General features: G+C 56.6%; 15 protein-coding genes and 1 other RNA gene. 4 read left to right on the plus strand and 12 right to left on the minus strand.

The features are described 5' to 3' along the window. Positions 1–53: 53 nt before the first annotated feature. From gcvP to AB3U87_RS02190, 9 genes are all read right to left on the minus strand, one after another. Positions 54–2,921, minus strand: coding sequence for an aminomethyl-transferring glycine dehydrogenase (gcvP, locus tag AB3U87_RS02150; RefSeq protein ID WP_394148241.1), 2,868 nt, complete (start codon positions 2,919–2,921; stop codon positions 54–56). 115 nt (positions 2,922–3,036) lie between these two features. Next, on the minus strand, positions 3,037–3,423 hold the full coding sequence (gcvH, locus tag AB3U87_RS02155) for a glycine cleavage system protein GcvH (protein WP_125287347.1): 387 nt from the start codon (positions 3,421–3,423) through the stop codon (positions 3,037–3,039). A gap of 62 nt (positions 3,424–3,485) precedes the next feature. Further along, entirely contained in the window at positions 3,486–4,577 is a 1,092-nt protein-coding gene (gcvT, locus tag AB3U87_RS02160; RefSeq protein WP_253458653.1) for a glycine cleavage system aminomethyltransferase GcvT, read from the minus strand. A gap of 794 nt (positions 4,578–5,371) precedes the next feature. Continuing rightward, positions 5,372–5,797: a hypothetical protein gene (locus AB3U87_RS02165; protein WP_125287345.1), complete on the minus strand. Its 426-nt coding sequence runs from the start codon at positions 5,795–5,797 to the stop codon at positions 5,372–5,374. Beyond that, positions 5,794–6,162 (minus strand): tlde1 domain-containing protein, encoded by a 369-nt coding sequence (locus tag AB3U87_RS02170; RefSeq protein ID WP_394148243.1) that lies wholly within the window; start codon positions 6,160–6,162, stop codon positions 5,794–5,796. Before AB3U87_RS02170 ends, AB3U87_RS02165 begins: the two co-directional genes overlap by 4 nt. 385 nt (positions 6,163–6,547) lie before the next feature. Then, on the minus strand, positions 6,548–7,747 hold the full coding sequence (gene ubiI / locus AB3U87_RS02175) for an FAD-dependent 2-octaprenylphenol hydroxylase (protein ID WP_394148245.1): 1,200 nt from the start codon (positions 7,745–7,747) through the stop codon (positions 6,548–6,550). A gap of 13 nt (positions 7,748–7,760) precedes the next feature. Further along, a complete protein-coding gene (gene ubiH, locus AB3U87_RS02180; RefSeq protein WP_394148246.1) occupies positions 7,761–8,939 on the minus strand; it encodes a 2-octaprenyl-6-methoxyphenyl hydroxylase in 1,179 nt (392 codons plus the stop codon). Beyond that, the gene (gene pepP / locus AB3U87_RS02185) at positions 8,936–10,252 is read right to left on the minus strand and encodes a Xaa-Pro aminopeptidase (protein ID WP_301730070.1); all 1,317 of its coding nucleotides are present in this window, start codon (positions 10,250–10,252) and stop codon (positions 8,936–8,938) included. Before pepP ends, ubiH begins: the two co-directional genes overlap by 4 nt. Before the next feature lie 81 nt (positions 10,253–10,333). Next, entirely contained in the window at positions 10,334–10,912 is a 579-nt protein-coding gene (locus AB3U87_RS02190) for a YecA/YgfB family protein (RefSeq protein WP_394148247.1), read from the minus strand. 170 nt (positions 10,913–11,082) lie between these two features. Between AB3U87_RS02190 and zapA the strand changes: the two genes are divergently transcribed. From zapA to AB3U87_RS02205, 3 genes are all read left to right on the plus strand, one after another. Next, positions 11,083–11,412 carry a cell division protein ZapA gene (zapA, locus tag AB3U87_RS02195; RefSeq protein WP_125287340.1) on the plus strand — a complete coding sequence of 110 codons (330 nt, stop codon included), beginning with the start codon at positions 11,083–11,085 and terminating at the stop codon, positions 11,410–11,412. A gap of 41 nt (positions 11,413–11,453) precedes the next feature. After that, a non-coding RNA gene (gene ssrS, locus AB3U87_RS02200) (6S RNA) lies at positions 11,454–11,638 on the plus strand. An 82-nt stretch (positions 11,639–11,720) separates the two neighbouring features. Next, the gene (locus tag AB3U87_RS02205) at positions 11,721–12,350 is read left to right on the plus strand and encodes a 5-formyltetrahydrofolate cyclo-ligase (protein ID WP_253458645.1); all 630 of its coding nucleotides are present in this window, start codon (positions 11,721–11,723) and stop codon (positions 12,348–12,350) included. Here the strand turns inward: AB3U87_RS02205 and serA are convergent. Then, a complete protein-coding gene (serA, locus tag AB3U87_RS02210) occupies positions 12,344–13,579 on the minus strand; it encodes a phosphoglycerate dehydrogenase (RefSeq protein WP_253458643.1) in 1,236 nt (411 codons plus the stop codon). The two genes, AB3U87_RS02205 and serA, sit on opposite strands and share 7 nt — an antisense overlap. A 568-nt stretch (positions 13,580–14,147) precedes the next feature. Then, positions 14,148–14,807 (minus strand): ribose-5-phosphate isomerase RpiA, encoded by a 660-nt coding sequence (gene rpiA, locus AB3U87_RS02215; protein ID WP_253458641.1) that lies wholly within the window; start codon positions 14,805–14,807, stop codon positions 14,148–14,150. Positions 14,808–15,005: 198 nt separating this feature from the next. On the opposite strand from rpiA, the gene AB3U87_RS02220 reads away from it, so the two are divergent. Continuing rightward, a complete protein-coding gene (locus tag AB3U87_RS02220) occupies positions 15,006–15,902 on the plus strand; it encodes a LysR family transcriptional regulator ArgP (protein ID WP_125287336.1) in 897 nt (298 codons plus the stop codon). A 90-nt stretch (positions 15,903–15,992) separates the two neighbouring features. Here the strand turns inward: AB3U87_RS02220 and AB3U87_RS02225 are convergent, their stop codons facing one another. After that, the gene (locus AB3U87_RS02225; RefSeq protein WP_253458639.1) at positions 15,993–16,712 is read right to left on the minus strand and encodes an oxidative stress defense protein; all 720 of its coding nucleotides are present in this window, start codon (positions 16,710–16,712) and stop codon (positions 15,993–15,995) included. Between the last annotated feature and the right edge of the window lie 36 nt (positions 16,713–16,748).

Consider the following 16,748-nt stretch of genomic DNA (forward strand, 5'->3'; position numbering starts at 1 on the left):
CGATAAAAATAAAGGGCACCAGGGTGCCCTTCAGTCTGTATCGCTATGCTGCTTTATTCATATTCGCTCATCGGCAAACAGGAGCAGAACAGATTTCGATCGCCATAAACATCGTCAAGACGCTTGACGGTCGGCCAGTATTTATTCGCGCTGCCCGCCGGGAAGACCGCCAGCTCGCGCGTGTAGGGATGCGACCACTCGCCGACCAGCTCCATTTGCGTATGGGGCGCATTAACTAACGGGTTATCTTCCGCTGGCCACTCACCTTCCGCCACGCGGTCGATCTCCATGCGGATAGCCAGCATGGCGTCGATAAAGCGATCCAGCTCCACTTTGCTTTCCGATTCCGTCGGCTCCACCATCAGCGTGCCCGCCACCGGGAAGGACATGGTCGGCGCGTGGAAGCCATAGTCGATCAGGCGTTTGGCAATATCCAGTTCGCTGATGCCGGTTTGCTCTTTCAGCGGACGAATATCCAGGATGCATTCATGCGCTACCCGCCCGTCCCGTCCGGCATACAGGATCGGATAGGCCGATTTCAGGCGCGCGGCAATATAGTTGGCGTTCAGGATCGCTACCGAACTGGCCTGCTTCAGCCCTTCCGCGCCCATCATGCGGATATACATCCAGCTGATGGGCAGAATAGAAGCGCTGCCGAACGGCGCGGCGGACACCGCGCCCTGCTGCGTCAGCATATCGTCAATCTGCACCACGCTGTGGCCCGGCACAAATGGCGCCAGATGGGCTTTTACGCCAATCGGCCCCATGCCTGGCCCGCCGCCGCCGTGCGGAATACAGAAGGTTTTATGCAGGTTAAGGTGCGAGACGTCCGCGCCGATATAGCCAGGCGTGGTGATGCCGACCTGGGCGTTCATGTTGGCGCCGTCCAGATAAACCTGGCCGCCATACTGATGAACGATCTGGCAAACCTCGCGGATGGTTTCTTCATAGACGCCGTGCGTGGAAGGATAGGTCACCATAATGCAGGAGAGCGCTTCGCCCGCCTGTTCCGCTTTCTGCCGCAGATCGTGCAGATCGATATTGCCCTGTTTGTCGCAGGCCACCACGACTACCGCCATGCCCGCCATCTGTGCCGAGGCCGGATTGGTGCCGTGCGCCGAGCTGGGGATCAGACAGATATTACGTCCGGCTTCGCCACGGCTTTCATGATAGCGGCGGATCGCCAGCAGGCCCGCATACTCGCCCTGCGCGCCGGAGTTAGGCTGCATACAGAGCGCGTCATAGCCGGTCAGCTGCACCAGCCACTGCGACAGCTGGCCGATCATTTGCAGATAGCCGGCGGCCTGATCGGCAGGACAGAACGGGTGCAGCTCCGCGAATTCCGGCCAGGTAATCGGGATCATCTCAGCGGCGGCGTTCAGCTTCATGGTGCAGGAGCCGAGCGGGATCATCGCCTGATTCAGCGCCAGATCCTTGCGCTCCAGGCTGTGCATATAGCGCATCATCTCGGTTTCGCTGTGGTAACGGTTAAAGACCGGATGCGTCAGGATGGGCTCTTTGCGCAGCATCGCTGGCGGAACGGACGCGCTGTCGGCCACGGCGCTGTCCAGCTCGTCGATATCCAGACCGTGATTTTCGCCCAGCAGCACGGAGAACAGCGCCGCCACATCTTCCCGCAGCGTGGTTTCATCCAGGGTGATGCCCACCGCGTTGTGGATATCGGTGCGCAGATTGATGCCGAAACTCAGCGCGCGATCCAGCACCGCGGCTTTATCCGTGACTTCAACGGTCAGCGTATCGAACCAGCTCTGATGGCGCAGCGTCATGCCGCCCTTTTGCAGCCCGGCCGCCAGGATATCCGTCAGGCGATGAATGCGCGAGGCGATGCGTTTCAGGCCGTGCGGGCCGTGGAAGACCGCGTACAGGCTGGCGATATTGGCCAACAGCACCTGTGACGTACAAATATTGGAGTTGGCCTTTTCACGACGGATATGCTGCTCGCGAGTCTGCATTGCCATCCGCAGCGCCGTGTTGCCCGCCGCATCGCGCGAGACGCCGATAATGCGCCCTGGCATTGAGCGTTTGTATTCGTCACGGGCGGCAAAGAAGGCTGCGTGAGGGCCGCCGTAGCCCATCGGAACGCCAAAACGCTGCGCAGAGCCAAACACGATATCCACGCCCTGTTTTCCCGGTGCGGTCAGCAGCACCAGCGACATAAAATCCGCAGCGACGCTGACTATCACTTTCCGCGCCTTCAGCTCATGGATCAGCGAGGTGTAGTCATGTACCTCGCCAGTGGTGCCGACCTGCTGTAGCAGCACGCCGAACACGTCCTGATGATCCAGCACGCGCGCCGCCTTATCGACCACCACCTCAAAGCCAAAGGTTTCCGCCCGCGTCCGCACCACGTCCAGCGTTTGCGGATGAATATCTTCGGCCACAAAGAAGCGGTTGGCGTTTTTGAGCTTGCTGACACGCTTCGCCATCGCCATCGCCTCGGCGGCGGCGGTCGCTTCATCCAACAGCGAAGCAGAGGCGATATCCAGGCCGGTCAAATCCAGCGTGACCTGCTGGAAGTTCAGCAGCGCTTCCAGTCGGCCCTGAGAAACCTCGGGCTGATAAGGCGTGTAGGCAGTGTACCAGCCGGGATTTTCCAGCATGTTGCGCAGAATAACCGGCGGCGTCAGCACCGGCGTGTAGCCCATCCCGATACAGGATTTATAACGCAGGTTGCGGCTGGCGATCGCTTTCAGCTCGGCCAGCGCCTGATGTTCGGTCAGGGGATCGCCGACGGCAGGCGCGCCGGGCAGCTGAATATCAGCCGGGACGATAGCGGTAATCAACTCGCTGAGAGAGGCGGCGCCTACCGCGTTCAGCATCGCTTCCTGCTGGGCTGGCGAAGGGCCGATATGGCGTTCGATAAAAGCGCCGGTATGTTCAAGCTGGCTGAGAGTAGTCATTAGCGGTAAATCCTGCATCGGGCAAAGGCATTAAGGAGAGATCTCTCCGGAGAGGGCTAATAAATCGCTGACGAAACGAAGCCGGGCCGTAAAATACGGCCCGCGCTGCCGCCGTCTATTCGTCAATGCTGGTTTTGTAGGCGTCCGCGTCCATCAGCGATTCCAGTTCGGACTCGTCGCTGGCCTTAATGCGGAACAGCCAGCCATCGCTGTAGGGATCGCTGTTGACCAGCTCCGGTTCGCTTTCCAGCGCGCCGTTGACTTCGACAATTTCGCCGCTGACCGGCGCATAAATATCGGATGCGGCCTTTACCGACTCGGCTACGGCGCAGTCTTCGCCCTGGCTGTAGGTGTTGCCCACTTCGGGCAGATCGACAAACACCATATCGCCCAGCAGCTCCTGCGCGTGGGCGGTGATGCCTACGGTATAGGTACCATCTTCTTCTTTACGCACCCACTCATGGCTTTCACGGTATTTTAGTTCGTTTGGAACATTGCTCATCGCCTGATCTCCTTAAAATAATTCCGGGTCGTTTTCCGCAGCTGAAGCGCGGAAAGCGCCTTTTACGCCACCGCTTTACCGGCGCGTACAAAAACGGGTTTGGTCACGCGAACCGGCATTTCACGGTTGCGGATTTGCACAATCGCCTGCTCGCCAATGCCTGCGGGAACGCGAGCCAGCGCAATGCTGTAGCCTAAAGTTGGCGAGAAAGAGCCGCTGGTGATAATGCCTTCCTGCAGGTTGCCGGTCGCGTCGGTAAAGCGCACCGGTAAGCCGTTGCGCAGTACGCCTTTCTCGGTCATCACCAGACCGACCAGCTGCTCGGTGCCTTTTTCACGCTGCGACGCCAGCGCCTCGCGGCCGATAAAATCGCGCTCTTGAGGCTGCCAGCCGATTGTCCAGCCCATATTGGCCGCCAGCGGCGAAACGCCCTCGTCCATTTCCTGCCCGTATAAATTCATGCCGGCTTCCAGGCGCAGGGTATCGCGCGCGCCCAGACCGGCAGGCTTCACGCCCGCCGCCAGCAGCTTTTGCCAGAAATCCGCCGCCTGCTCGTTGGGCAGGGCGATTTCATACCCGGCTTCGCCGGTGTAGCCTGTGGTAGCAATAAACAACTCGCCAGCCTGCACGCCAAAGAAGGGCTTCATGTCCGCTACGGCCTCTCGCTGCGCCTCATCGAACAGCGAACGGGCTTTTGCCTGCGCCTGCGGCCCCTGCACCGCGATCAGCGCCAGGTCGTCGCGCTCGGTCAGCGTCACGCCATAGCCTTCCGCATGTTGGGTAATCCAGGCGAGATCTTTTTCCCGCGTGGCGGAGTTCACCACCAGCCGGAAAAACTCTTCGGTCATAAAGTAAACAATCAGATCGTCGATTACGCCAGCGGAGGCGTTGAGCATAGCGGTATAAAGCGCTTTGCCGGGCTGGGTCAGTTTGGCGACGTCGTTGGCCAGCAGGTAGCGTAAAAATTCCCGGGTGCGGACGCCGTGCAGATCGACAATAGTCATATGCGACACGTCGAACATGCCGGCATCGCTACGAACCGTATGATGCTCATCCAGCTGCGAACCGTAGTGCAGCGGCATCATCCAGCCATGAAAATCCACCATGCGCGCGCCGCAGGCCTGATGCTGTTCGAACAAAGGGGTCTGTTTCATCTTCTTCCTCAGGCAAAGTGTTCGGCGTCGGCAGGCAGCCCGGCGCAAACGATATCCTTGCTCCGAACTTACCACCGAAATCCAGCGTTAACCATAAGTTAAAACGGGTATGATTTTTTTGACGGTGTTCTCAGGCAGCAAAATCAGACAGATAAAATCACCACTTTTTGCGCAGTTAATACGCAAATATGTTATTAAGCAGCCAAAATCTCAGGATAAAAGTAAGGTATCAGCCCGTTGAAGATAAAAACCTGCTTTATGGCTCAAACCTGATGATTAGTAAAAGTAATGCGAAGAAGCACGCTAAATTAGAATTTCTCAAACGACGCGCCCGTTTGGGGCAGGCTGCACAATCAAGATGCACCGGATGAAATTTCCTTGTTTACATCTTAAGAATGGCGCGCTCAGGATGTACTTCACCTGTGATTTAAAAACATAAAGACTCAGTATTAGGCATGAAAGGTGTGCTAGTGCATAAAGTTACTGTATTACTTACAACCTGGCGTTTTTTGCATGTGCTATCTACAAAGAATGAATGTCGCTCTGGCCTTTTTGCTTCCAACTCTACGTTAGACAGGGAAGCGTTAATGGCGGAGACGCGCTGCGCTGGCCTCGGATTTAAACCTATGCCCGCCAGGCTTACCGTGCCTTTTTTGATACTGGTGACGAATGCGAGGGTCGAAAAAAATCATGCTGGTGCGCAGTCCGGAAAGTAACGCGCGGAAATTAAGAAGCCCCTACACCGGGGCAAAGGGGCAAAGGGGCAAAGGGGCAAAGGAGCAAAGGAGCAAAAATCAAAATTCACGCTTAACAGTAATAAAACCATTAAAATTCACGTCGCATTCGTAATCATTAGCAATAGCCGAAACCAGGAAGATATCTTCTTTATTGTTGATATCTTTGAATGTGAACTTAATTATCAGGTTCCTGGCATTGTATTGGGAAAAGATCTCCTTTACTTTGGGTATTTTTTCACTCTGGGCGTTCTTTAAAACTTCAAGAGCATATTGTTCTGAAAGAATGTCACTTACAGGCTCGTTAAAAATAAGCTCTGTTTTAGTTTCCTCCTTTGCTATCGTATTTTTATCTATATTCAAAGTAGCAGACATTGTATCCGTCATGGCTATTGCAGTTCCGGAGTGCAGGTCTTTGCAATTATTATCAATAACAGCTACAGAGCTGAATGCGGTCAGGCACAGAAATAACAGTAGATACTTCATTCAACAATCAGCTCCTTGTCCATGCTGTCCCATATTTGTTGACGATACCAGGGAGCCAGTATAATGCAGCCATTTGATGCCGTACCGGGCGCCTTTTTGCTGTCACCATGAATTAAAAAACCCTCGCGATTGCACATGCTGTTGCCCCTGTCTGGTTCCAGCCTTAGCGTAAACACACCTGCTTTTTTATGCGTGAACGGTATGCCCACAATCCTGTACTTCCCTCTCGGTAATGGACCTTTATCACGCAGACATTCATACTCAGGATTATCCTTATAGCCCGGCGCGCCAGCGTAACGCGCACTGAAATTATATATACCGTTATGTTTGAAGGTCCTGAGCATTACATTGTAATTCCATGCCATGAGTTACTCTCCTTGTTTACATCGACTATCGTTTTACTCCTGTTGCGTAGTGACTTAACACAATTCCTTTAAACACTTCCAGAGCGGCAAAGCAAAATCAGGCAGTCTTATGACCATCATCAAAAAAGGGATTGATTTTGTCCGGGCCGGTCGTATTATCTGCGCAAACCAGGAATTCTCTGCGTATGACACTTACGGGTCATGCACCGCTCCCCGATGTGTTTTCTTTTCGTATTGTGGCAGAAGCACCAGGTTGCAGACGGGTAAGTGCCTGCCGCATTATTTCTCAGACTGAAGCAAGGAAGATAAGGAAATATGAGGTAAACAATGACAGATGTGGGATAAAATAACCAGCGTTCAGGTCGGGCCTGAACGCTGCAATTTATTACCGCAGCCACTCCGGCAGATCGTGCAGGCCCATCGCCTGCTTTAACAGACGCGGCTTCACGCCAGGCAAATTATCTGCCAGGCTCAGGCCGATATCACGCAGCAGCTTCTTCGCGGGATTATTGCCTTTAAACAGCTCGCGAAAGCCCTGCATACTTGCCAGCATCACGGCCGCGCTGTGCTTGCGGCTGCGCTCGTAGCGTCGCAGGTAAAGGTGCTGGCCAATATCTTTGCCCTGCTGATGCAGACGTTTGATCTCGCCGATCAGCTCGGCGGCATCCATAAAGCCCAGGTTAACGCCCTGCCCCGCCAGGGGATGAATGGTATGCGCCGCGTCGCCAACCAGTGCCAGACGATGCGCCGCGAAATTACGCGCATAGCGGCCCATCAGCGGGAAAGCCTTACGCTCGCTTTCCAGTTTGCACAGCCCCAGACGCATATCGAAGGCGACCGACAGCTGCTGGTTAAAGACCTCTTCCGGCATTGACTGTAAACGCGTGGCTTCCTGCGGCGGCAGCGACCAGACGATTGAGCTGAGGTGCGGATCGCTGAGCGGCAGAAACGCCAGAATACCTTCGCCGTGAAACACCTGGCGCGCTACGGCGTCGTGCGGCTGTTCGGTACGAATATTAGCGACCAGCGCATGGTGATCGTAATCCCAGAACGTCAGCGGAATATCCGCCTTGTTACGCAGCCAGGAGTTGGCGCCGTCGGCGGCCACCAGCAGCCGCGCCGTCATCATGGTGCCATCGCCCAGCGTGACGAAAGCTTCGTTATCGCCAAACGCCACCTGCTGCAGCTCCGCTGGCGTAATCAGCGTAATATCCTGTGATTCGCTGGCTTTTTGCCACAGCGCCCGGTGAATAACCGGATTTTCAATAATGTGGCCCAGATGCGCCAGGCCCTGCTGAGCGTCATCGAATTCAATCCGGCCGAAGCTGTCGCGATCCCAGACTTCCATCCCGTGATAGGCGCTGGCGCGGTTGGCCTGAATGGCGCTCCAGACATCAAGGTGCTGCAGCAGGCGCTCGCTGGCGGCATTAATGGCGGAGACGCGCAGCGCCGGCGCGCTGTCGTTCGTCGCCTGCGGCGCTTCGCGTTCCAGCACGGCGATTTTCATGCCGCTGCCCTGTAAGCCACAGGCGACGGCCAGGCCGACCATTCCGCCACCGGCGACAATAACATCATAAGTTTGCATCACTGCTTTCTCCTTAACGCTCGACCCAGCCTAACGTGCGCTCGGCCAGCAAATTACGCGCCAGCGGCAGCGAATCCATCACCATCAGGCCCAGATTTCGCCCCAGCACCAGCGGCGTGTAGCGGTTAGCAAACAGCCTGACCAGACTGTCAGTTATCCCGATAGTAGCAACGGCATCCGGCTGGCGACGCTGCTGAAACTGTTGTAGCACGCCGTAGCTGCCGATATCCTGCTGCGCCCGCCAGGCGGCGGCCACGGATTCCGCCAGCGACATTACGTCCCGGATACCTAAATTAAATCCCTGGCCCGCAATCGGATGCAGCGTTTGCGCCGCGTTGCCGACCAGCGCCAGCCGATGGGAAACGTGCTGCGAAGCGGACAGCAGCGCCAACGGATAGCTGTAGCGCTGCCCAACCTGGGTAAAGCGTCCCAGCCGCCAGCCAAAGGCTTTTTGCAGCTCGTCTAAAAATTGCCGATCGTCCCAGCTATCAATCTGCGCTTTTTGCGCCAGCGGGTGGCACCACACCAGCGAACTGCGACCAGAGGACATCGGCAGCAGCGCCAGCGGGCCATTTTCGGTAAAGCGTTCAAACGCCCTTCCCTGATGCGGCTGTGCGGTGGAAACGTTGGCAATAACAGCAACCTGCTGATAATCCTCAGAAGCCACCTGCACGCCGCAGGAGGCGGCCACGGCGGAGCGGGAACCGTCTGCGGCCACCAGCAGCTGCGCCGTCAGCGTTTCGTCATTATCCAGCAGCACGCTGACCTGCTGCTGCGTCCGCTCGACCTTCGCCACCTTCGCCGGACAGACCACGCGTACGCCCGGCGCTTTTTGCAGCAGCTTAAACAGCCGCTGGCCGATATCGTGCAGCTCAACCACCTGCCCCAGCGCGGGAATGTCATAATCTTCCGCAGCCAGCGACACAAAGCTGGCATGCCCGCGATCGCTGACGTGAACGTGGGTGATCGGCGTGGCGCACGCTTTCAGCGCGGGCCAGAGGTTGATTGCCGCCAGCTGCTGGCAGGTGCCTTCCGCCAGCGCTATCGCCCGTCCGTCATAGCCGGGGTGCGTTCTTGAAGCCGGATCCTGCGCTTCGACCAGCGTCACCGGCAGCCTGCCCTGGGTCAGCCAGGAAACAGCCAGCGCCAGCGTCGCGCCCGTCATCCCGCCGCCTGCGATGATCATGCTCATAATGTTTTAGCCGCCGCCATTAATGCTTCAATCTCATCCGGATCTTTCACCACGCTGTCGGTCAGGTTTTCGTTGCCATCCTCGGTGATCAGAATGTCATCTTCCACCCGGATACCGATGCCGCGATATTCCACAGGCACATCCGCATCCGGCGCGATATACAGACCAGGCTCGACCGTCAACACCATGCCCGGCTCCAGCACGCGATCGCGCTCGTGACCGTAGCCGCCGACATCGTGCACGTCCAGCCCCAGCCAGTGGCTCAGGCCGTGCATAAAGAACCGGCGATGCGCCTGTTCCGCAATCAGCGTCTCAACATCACCCTGCATTACGCCCAGCCCGACCAGCCCCGTCACCATAATGCGCACGACTTCCGCATTAACTTCGCGGATGCTGGTGCCGGGACGAAACAGTTCCAGCGCCCGATTAAGCGATGCCAGCACGATATCGTAGACGGCGCGCTGAGGCTTGCTGAATTTGCCGTTAACCGGGAAAGTGCGCGTAATGTCGCCCGCGTAGCCTTTCAGCTCGCAGCCCGCATCAATCAGCACCAGATCGCCGTCGCGCATCCTGGACTCGTTTTCGGTGTAGTGCAGGATGCAGCCGTTTTCACCGGCGCCAACTATGGTGTTGTAAGAGGGAAAGCGCGCGCCGTGACGGTTGAATTCGTGCTGGATTTCGCCTTCGAGCTGATACTCAAACATTCCGGGCCGACACTGCCGCATCGCCCGCGTATGCGCCAGCGCGCTGATACGACCGGCTTCACGCAGCACGGCCAGCTCTTCCGGCGATTTAAACAGGCGCATCTCGTGCACCCAGGGCCGCCAGTCGGTCAGCGTCGACGGCGCGGTCAGGTTCTGACGAGCGCCGCGCCGCAGCTTCTCCAACGCGCCAAACAGCAGCATGTCGGCCTGTTCGTAAAGCCCCTGCGCGTGATAAACCACGTCCAGGCCGTTCAGCAGCTGCGGCAGCTGGTCGCTGATGGCATCCCAGGGCAGCGCGCGATCGACAGCGAGTTTTTCCGGCGCGGCATCCTGACCCAGACGACGGCCAAACCAGATTTCAGCGGTCAGATCGCGAACGCGATTAAACAGCACGCTGTGGTTATGGTTTTCCGCGCTTTTGATCAGCACCAGCGCCGCTTCAGGCTCGTTAAAGCCGGTAAAATACCAGAAATCGCTGTTCTGCCGATAAGGGTACTCGCTGTCATTGCTGCGCGTCGCCTCCGGCGCGGCAAAGATCACCGCCGCGCTGGCCGGTGCCATTTTTGCCAGCAGCGCCTGGCGACGGCGCACGAACTCTTGCTGTGTCATCCGCTTCTCCTGAATGCAATCCATCTTAGCGCCCGCATACAGCGCGCTTTTTTTCTGTCGCCGCCCCTGGCGTGGCAGAAATTAGTGCAGCGTTGGTTTTTTCACTTCCACCGCCGTTGGCGCGATATGGGTAAAGGTGTCGTGGCAAAGCAGCGCCGCCACGCGCACATACTCAATCACCTCTTCCAACGACTGTTCCAGCTCTTCCTGGTCTTCATCTTCATCATAGCCGAGCTGGGCGATAGTACGCAGATCGTCAATCGCCTCGCCCGTTTCGCCCTTGACCTTATCGAGCTTCGGCTGCGACACGCCCAGGCCCAGCAGAAAGTGGTTAACCCAGCCCGCCAGCGCATCCGCCCGATCGAAGACGGTGATATCGTCATCTTCCGGCAAATAGAGCTGAAACAGGAAACCTTCGTCTTCCAGCGTATCGCCGATGCCCTGGTGCAGCTGCCGTAAAGGCTGAGCCAGCGTCTGCGAGAAGGCCATGCCTTCGTTCGTTAAGTCGTGTACCAGCGTCTGCCAGCTGCTGTCCTTGTTACCGCCGCAGAGAATTCCGCTGATCAGGCCGTGCATTTCAGCCGGGGTCATTCCCACGCCCTGCTGCGTCAGTGCTGAAGCCAGCGCGTCGTAGCCCGGCATTGTGTTTGTTAGTGACATAGGTTTTGGTCATCGTTGGCTGGATAAGTTCGTGTTATGCTACCACCAGGTGCCTCTTTGATTCCAGAAAGGGGTTGTTTCTTCTGCCAGGGGTAGATATAGTTGCGCCCCTCCCAAGCCATTGAGCGGCAAGGGAGATTACCGGCGAAGTAATCAGTCAGGATGGTTTTATGTCTGCACAGCCCGTAGATATTCAAATTTTTGGCCGTTCCTTAAGAGTGAATTGTCCGCCTGAACAGCAAGATGCGCTGAATCTGGCCGCCGAAGACCTTAATCAACGGTTGCAAGATCTTAAAGTTCGCACTAGAGTCACCAATACTGAACAATTGGTTTTTATCGCCGCGTTGAACATCTGCCATGAGTTAGCGCAGGAAAAGATGAAAACCCGCGATTATGCCAGTAATATGGAACAGCGTATCCGAATGTTACAGCAGACTATCGAGCAGGCATTGCTTGAACAAGGTCGCATTACGGAAAGAACTGGAACGCAATTCGAATAACACGTTAACGTTATCTGTGTTACAGTAACGGTGATGTAAAAAATTCTCTGAGGTGTTTGCAAGCGGGCCAGTCCCCTGAGCCGATATTTCATACCAAACAGAGTGTGGCGCTCTGTAACCTGTGTGCATGCTCGGTCCGTCCGAGAAGCCTGATGGTTATGACGGTACACTCACCTTGAACCAAGGGTTCAAGGGTTACAGCCTGCGGCGGCATCTCGGAGATTCCCTTCTTTACCACCTGCAAAGCCATGTTTTTCCCGGCGCTTTCGGGTTCCCTGCTTTATCCCGCTTCCGACACGGTGAAACTGATGAACCTCAGCCTTCTCGATCGTCAGGATATTCGTACTCACATTCGCCATTTGCGTCGTGACCTGACACCAGAACAGCAGCGCCTGGCCGCCGTAACGGTCGCCGAACATGCGCTAAGCTTCAAACCCGTTCAGCAGGCCCGCAAAATCGCGCTGTTCCTGTCCTTCGACGGCGAACTGGATACCCGTCCGCTGATTGCCAAACTTTGGCAGCGTCATCAGGAAGTTTATCTGCCCGTACTGCACCCTTTTTCACGCGGTCAGCTGCTTTTTCTGCGCTATGACACGGAAACGCTGTTGCAGCCTAACCGTCTGCGTATCCCGGAACCGCCGCTGGATATCCGCAACCTGGCCACGCTGGACGAGCTGGATGTGATAATGGTGCCGCTGGTGGCGTTCGATCGGGCCGGACAGCGTCTGGGTATGGGCGGCGGCTTTTATGACCGCACTCTGCAAAATTGGCCGCAGCACGGCCTGTTGCCGATTGGCCTGGCGCATGACTGTCAGCAGGTAGAAACATTGCCCGTGGCGGAATGGGATGTGCCTTTGCCGGCGATAATTACGCCTTCGCGGCTCTGGCAATGGCAGGAAAAGCGTCCCACGAGCGGGGACGCTTTGCGTCATCAGTAAAGCAGACGAGCGCGAATGGTGCCCGGAATCGCTTTCATCTGCTGAAGCGCGTTGTCGGCCACTTCCTTCGTCGCATCGATATCGATCACCACATAGCCCATCTGCGGCGTGGTTTGCAGATACTGCGCGGCAATGTTGATGCCCTGACCGGCAAAGATATTGTTGATGGCAGTCAGCACGCCGGGACGGTTCTCGTGAATATGCAGCAGGCGGCTCTGCTGGCCATGCATCGGCAGCGACACTTCCGGGAAGTTAACCGCTGACAGCGTCGAGCCGTTATCTGAGTATTTCGCCAGTTTACCCGCTACTTCAATCCCGATATTTTCCTGCGCTTCCTGCGTTGAACCGCCGATATGCGGCGTCAGGATCACGTTGTCGAACTCGCACAGCGGCGAATTAAACGGATCGGCGTTAGTTGCCGGCTCTTCCGGGAAGACGTCGATGGCCGCGCCGGCCAGATGTTTGTCCGCCAGCACTTTGCACAGCGCCGGAATATCCACTACCGTGCCGCGTGAAGCGTTGATCAGCAGCGAGCCGGGTTTCATCATCGCCAGCTCTTCCGCACCCATCATATTCTGGGTGGAGGCCGTTTCCGGCACGTGCAGGCTGACCACATCACTCATATTCAGCAGTTCGGAGAGGTAGCGAACCTGCGTGGCGTTGCCGAGCGGCAGCTTGCTTTCGATATCGTAAAAGTAGACGTGCATCCCTAAGCTTTCGGCCAGCACGCCCAGCTGCATACCGATATGGCCATAGCCGATAATGCCCAGCTTTTTGCCGCGCGCCTCATAAGAGCCGACCGCCAGCTTGTTCCAGATGCCGCGGTGCGCTTTAGCATTGGCGGCCGGTACGCCGCGCAGCATCAGCAGCAGCTCGCCGATGACCAGTTCTGCTACGGATCGGGTATTGGAGAAAGGCGCATTGAACACCGGAATACCGCGTTTTTCTGCGGCCTGCAAATCGACCTGGTTAGTGCCGATGCAGAAGCAGCCTACCGCGACGAGTTTTTCTGCCGCAGCGAAAATCTCTTCGGTCAGGTTGGTACGCGAGCGGATACCAATAAAGTGCGCATCGCGGATCGCTTCTTTCAGCGTTTCGCTGTCCAGCGCGCCCTTGTGAAATTCGATGTTGGTGTAGCCTGACGCCCGAAGATTCTCAATCGCGCTCTGGTGCACGCCTTCGACCAGCAGGAACTTAATCTTGTCTTTCTCCAGTGATACTTTTGCCATTTCCCGACCCTATTCAGCAGACTTCAGAAGTGACTGACTCCGTGAGGAATAAGTCAGCCTTCTGTCAAAATATCAAAATTTACGCGCGCGGCAATACAAACGATTGCCTTGCGGCCAGCACGGCAGCCGAAAGCATCAACATAAATCGGCAGATAATCATGACACGTGAAGCATCGTCAGCAGGATCGCGAGGCGGGGGTAAATTCCGTGACATAAGTCACCAAATTTGTGGGGCAAAAGAAAAGATGTTTTTTTATAAAAATTAACCGAGGCGATAGCCGCGCCGGTAAGATCGTTTTTTTATGGCTTAGAGCTTAGAGCTTAGAGCTTATCGATTGTGGCCTGGCATTTAGTACCTGGCACTTAGCACCTGGCACTTAGCACTTAGCACTTAGCACTTAGCTCTTAGCACTTAGCATTCAGAGCTTACGGCTACGGCTATGACCTGGCGCTTATAGCTATGGCTACAGCTATGACTTAGAGCCTGGCGCTTAAGGTCGCGGCTGACGGCCACGACCTTGATGCACTACCGGCCATTCCCGGCTGGTAAAACGGCCACGCTAATCAGCTAATCGCCCAGCGTTTTTACACCGTTTGCCGTGCCGATCAGCGCCACGTCCGCGCCACGCGTGGCGAAAAGCCCCACCGTGACTACGCCCGGCAGCGCGTTGATGGCTTTTTCCAGCGCGACGGCATCCAGGATTTTCAGATTATGCACGTCCAGGATGACGTTACCGTTATCGGTGACCACCTGCTGACGATATTCCGGCAGGCCGCCCAGCTTCACCAGCTCGCGCGCCACAAAGCTGCGAGCCATAGGAATGACCTCGACCGGCAGCGGAAATTTGCCCAGCACGTCGACCTGCTTGGATTCGTCGGCGATGCAGACGAACTTCTTCGCCACGGCGGCAATGATTTTTTCACGGGTCAGCGCCGCGCCCCCGCCTTTAATCATCTGCATCGCGCTGTTGATCTCGTCGGCGCCGTCAACGTAAACCGACAGGGAATCCACCTCGTTCAAATCGAAAACCGGAATACCTAAGCTTTTCAGCCGGAGCGTGGAAGCCTCCGAGCTGGAAACCGCGCCTTCAATCTCATTTTTAATCGAGCCCAGCGCATCAATAAAGTGGGCGGCGGTCGATCCGGTGCCCACGCCAACGATAGTGCCGCGTTCAACATAGTTTAACGCGGCCCAGCCAACGGCTTTTTTCAGTTCATCCTGCGTCATGGTAAGTTTAGAATCCGTGCTGCTACTGTGTGGCGATAGTATAAAGCAACCCTCGTTGAAAAAACCGCCCTGCGGCGCCATTTGTTGTCACTCTGGAAGAGAGACCGCAAAACCGGGACGCCAGCTTTAAGCGCAGGGCAAAATGGCAAAAATATGGCATAGTGCAGATTCCACACCTGAAAGAGAGCTAAAACAACAATGAAACGCCCGGACTATCGAACGCTTCAGGCGCTGGATGCAGTCATTCGCGAGCGCGGCTTTGAACGCGCGGCGCAAAAACTTTGTATTACCCAGTCAGCCGTTTCCCAGCGCATCAAGCAGCTGGAAAATATGTTTGGTCAGCCGCTGCTGGTGCGCACCGTGCCGCCTCGCCCTACCGAACAGGGGCAAAAGCTGCTGGCGTTGCTGCATCAGGTAGAGCTGCTGGAAGAAGAGTGGCTGGGCGATGAAAACAGCGGCACCACGCCGCTGCTGCTGTCGCTGGCAGTGAACGCCGACAGTCTGGCGACCTGGCTGCTGCCCGCGCTGAAAACGGTGCTGAGCGATTCACCGGTGCGCCTGAATCTTCAGGTGGAAGACGAAACCCGTACCCAGGAGCGCCTGCGGCGCGGCGAAGTAGTCGGCGCGGTAAGTATCCAGCCGCAGCCGCTGCCAAGCTGCCTGGTGGATCAGCTCGGCGCGCTGGATTATCTGTTTGTCGGCTCGAAAGAGTTCGCCGCGCGCTACTTTCCGAACGGCGTGACCCGCTCCGCACTGCTGAAGGCGCCGGCGGTGGCTTTCGATCATCTTGACGATATGCATCAGGCGTTTTTACAGCAGAATTTCGATCTGTCGCCCGGCAGCGTGCCGTGCCATATCGTTAACTCGTCGGAGGCTTTTGTGCAGCTGGCGCGTCAGGGCACGACCTGCTGTATGATCCCGCACTTACAGATTGAGCGCGAGCTGGCGGAAGGCGAACTGATCGATCTGACGCCGGGGCTGTTTCAGCGCCGAATGCTGTACTGGCATCGTTTTGCGCCGGAAAGCCGCCTGATGCGCAAAGTGACCGACGCGCTGATTGCCCACGGCCATCGCGTGCTGCGCCAGGGGGAATAGCGCTCAGGTTGAAGCGGATTTTTGCCTGGCATCCCTGGCAAAGAAAAGCGTCCGGAATGCTTACCGGACGCGGCTTTCAGCAAGCTGAGATTACTGCTTGCGCTGTAGCTCAAACACCACATCCACCTGATCGTCAAAGTGAATGCTCTGCTGCTCGTAGGTTTGCGCGGCCGAGCTCATCGGCGCGGCGTCGGCGGTTTTAAACATTCTCGCCATTGGCATCGGCTGATAGTTGGCTACGTGATAGCGAATGCTGTAAACCGGCCCCAGCTGAGCGTTAAAGCCTTTCGCCAGCTCGCCAGCCTGATGCGTCGCGTTTTCGATAGCGGCCTGGCGGGCTTTATCGCGATAGCTATCGGGATTAGCCACGCCCAGCTCAACGGAGCGGATTTCGTTCAGGCCCGATTTCAGCGCGCCGTCCAGCAGCTCGTTCAACTTATCAAGCTGGCGCAGCGTAACCTGCACCTGACGCACCGCGCGATAACCTTTCAGCTCCGATTTGCCGTCTTTCAGATAATCGTATTCCGGCTGCGTACGCAGGTTGGCCGCGTTGATATCTTTTTTATCAATGCCGTTTTTCTGGAGAAAATCAAAATACTGGGCGACACGGCTGTCGGCCTGTTTTTTCGCTTCAGAGGCATCTTTCGACGAGACGCCAACCTCTATCGCCAGCGTGGCAATATCAGGCGTTGCGTCGACGCTTGCCTGCCCGGACGTGACAACATGCGGGCCGTTAGGCAGTTCATCCGCCACGGCGGCAAAAGGCGAGGTAAAAATAAGGGCGGCCAGCGCCAGTTTGGTCAGCTTCAAAGGAGATCCTCCATGGGACTTCAGTCATAGCAGAAG

It is taken from the genome of Erwinia plantamica, from assembly GCF_043420595.1.
GTDB lineage: Bacteria > Pseudomonadota > Gammaproteobacteria > Enterobacterales > Enterobacteriaceae > Erwinia > Erwinia aeris.

Bases quoted from the DNA above. Each gene is read 5' to 3' on its own strand.
- pepP (WP_301730070.1), bottom strand. From the start codon at position 10,252: ATGACACAGCAAGAGTTCGTGCGCCGTCGCCAGGCGCTGCTGGCAAAA.
- AB3U87_RS02190 (WP_394148247.1), bottom strand. From the start codon at position 10,912: ATGTCACTAACAAACACAATGCCGGGCTACGACGCGCTGGCTTCAGCA.
- AB3U87_RS02170 (WP_394148243.1), bottom strand. From the start codon at position 6,162: ATGGCATGGAATTACAATGTAATGCTCAGGACCTTCAAACATAACGGT.
- gcvT (WP_253458653.1), bottom strand. From the start codon at position 4,577: ATGAAACAGACCCCTTTGTTCGAACAGCATCAGGCCTGCGGCGCGCGC.
- rpiA (WP_253458641.1), bottom strand. From the start codon at position 14,807: ATGACGCAGGATGAACTGAAAAAAGCCGTTGGCTGGGCCGCGTTAAAC.
- AB3U87_RS02205 (WP_253458645.1), top strand. From the start codon at position 11,721: ATGAACCTCAGCCTTCTCGATCGTCAGGATATTCGTACTCACATTCGC.
- AB3U87_RS02165 (WP_125287345.1), bottom strand. From the start codon at position 5,797: ATGAAGTATCTACTGTTATTTCTGTGCCTGACCGCATTCAGCTCTGTA.
- AB3U87_RS02220 (WP_125287336.1), top strand. From the start codon at position 15,006: ATGAAACGCCCGGACTATCGAACGCTTCAGGCGCTGGATGCAGTCATT.
- zapA (WP_125287340.1), top strand. From the start codon at position 11,083: ATGTCTGCACAGCCCGTAGATATTCAAATTTTTGGCCGTTCCTTAAGA.
- gcvH (WP_125287347.1), bottom strand. From the start codon at position 3,423: ATGAGCAATGTTCCAAACGAACTAAAATACCGTGAAAGCCATGAGTGG.
- ubiI (WP_394148245.1), bottom strand. From the start codon at position 7,747: ATGCAAACTTATGATGTTATTGTCGCCGGTGGCGGAATGGTCGGCCTG.
- serA (WP_253458643.1), bottom strand. From the start codon at position 13,579: ATGGCAAAAGTATCACTGGAGAAAGACAAGATTAAGTTCCTGCTGGTC.
- ubiH (WP_394148246.1), bottom strand. From the start codon at position 8,939: ATGAGCATGATCATCGCAGGCGGCGGGATGACGGGCGCGACGCTGGCG.
- gcvP (WP_394148241.1), bottom strand. From the start codon at position 2,921: ATGACTACTCTCAGCCAGCTTGAACATACCGGCGCTTTTATCGAACGC.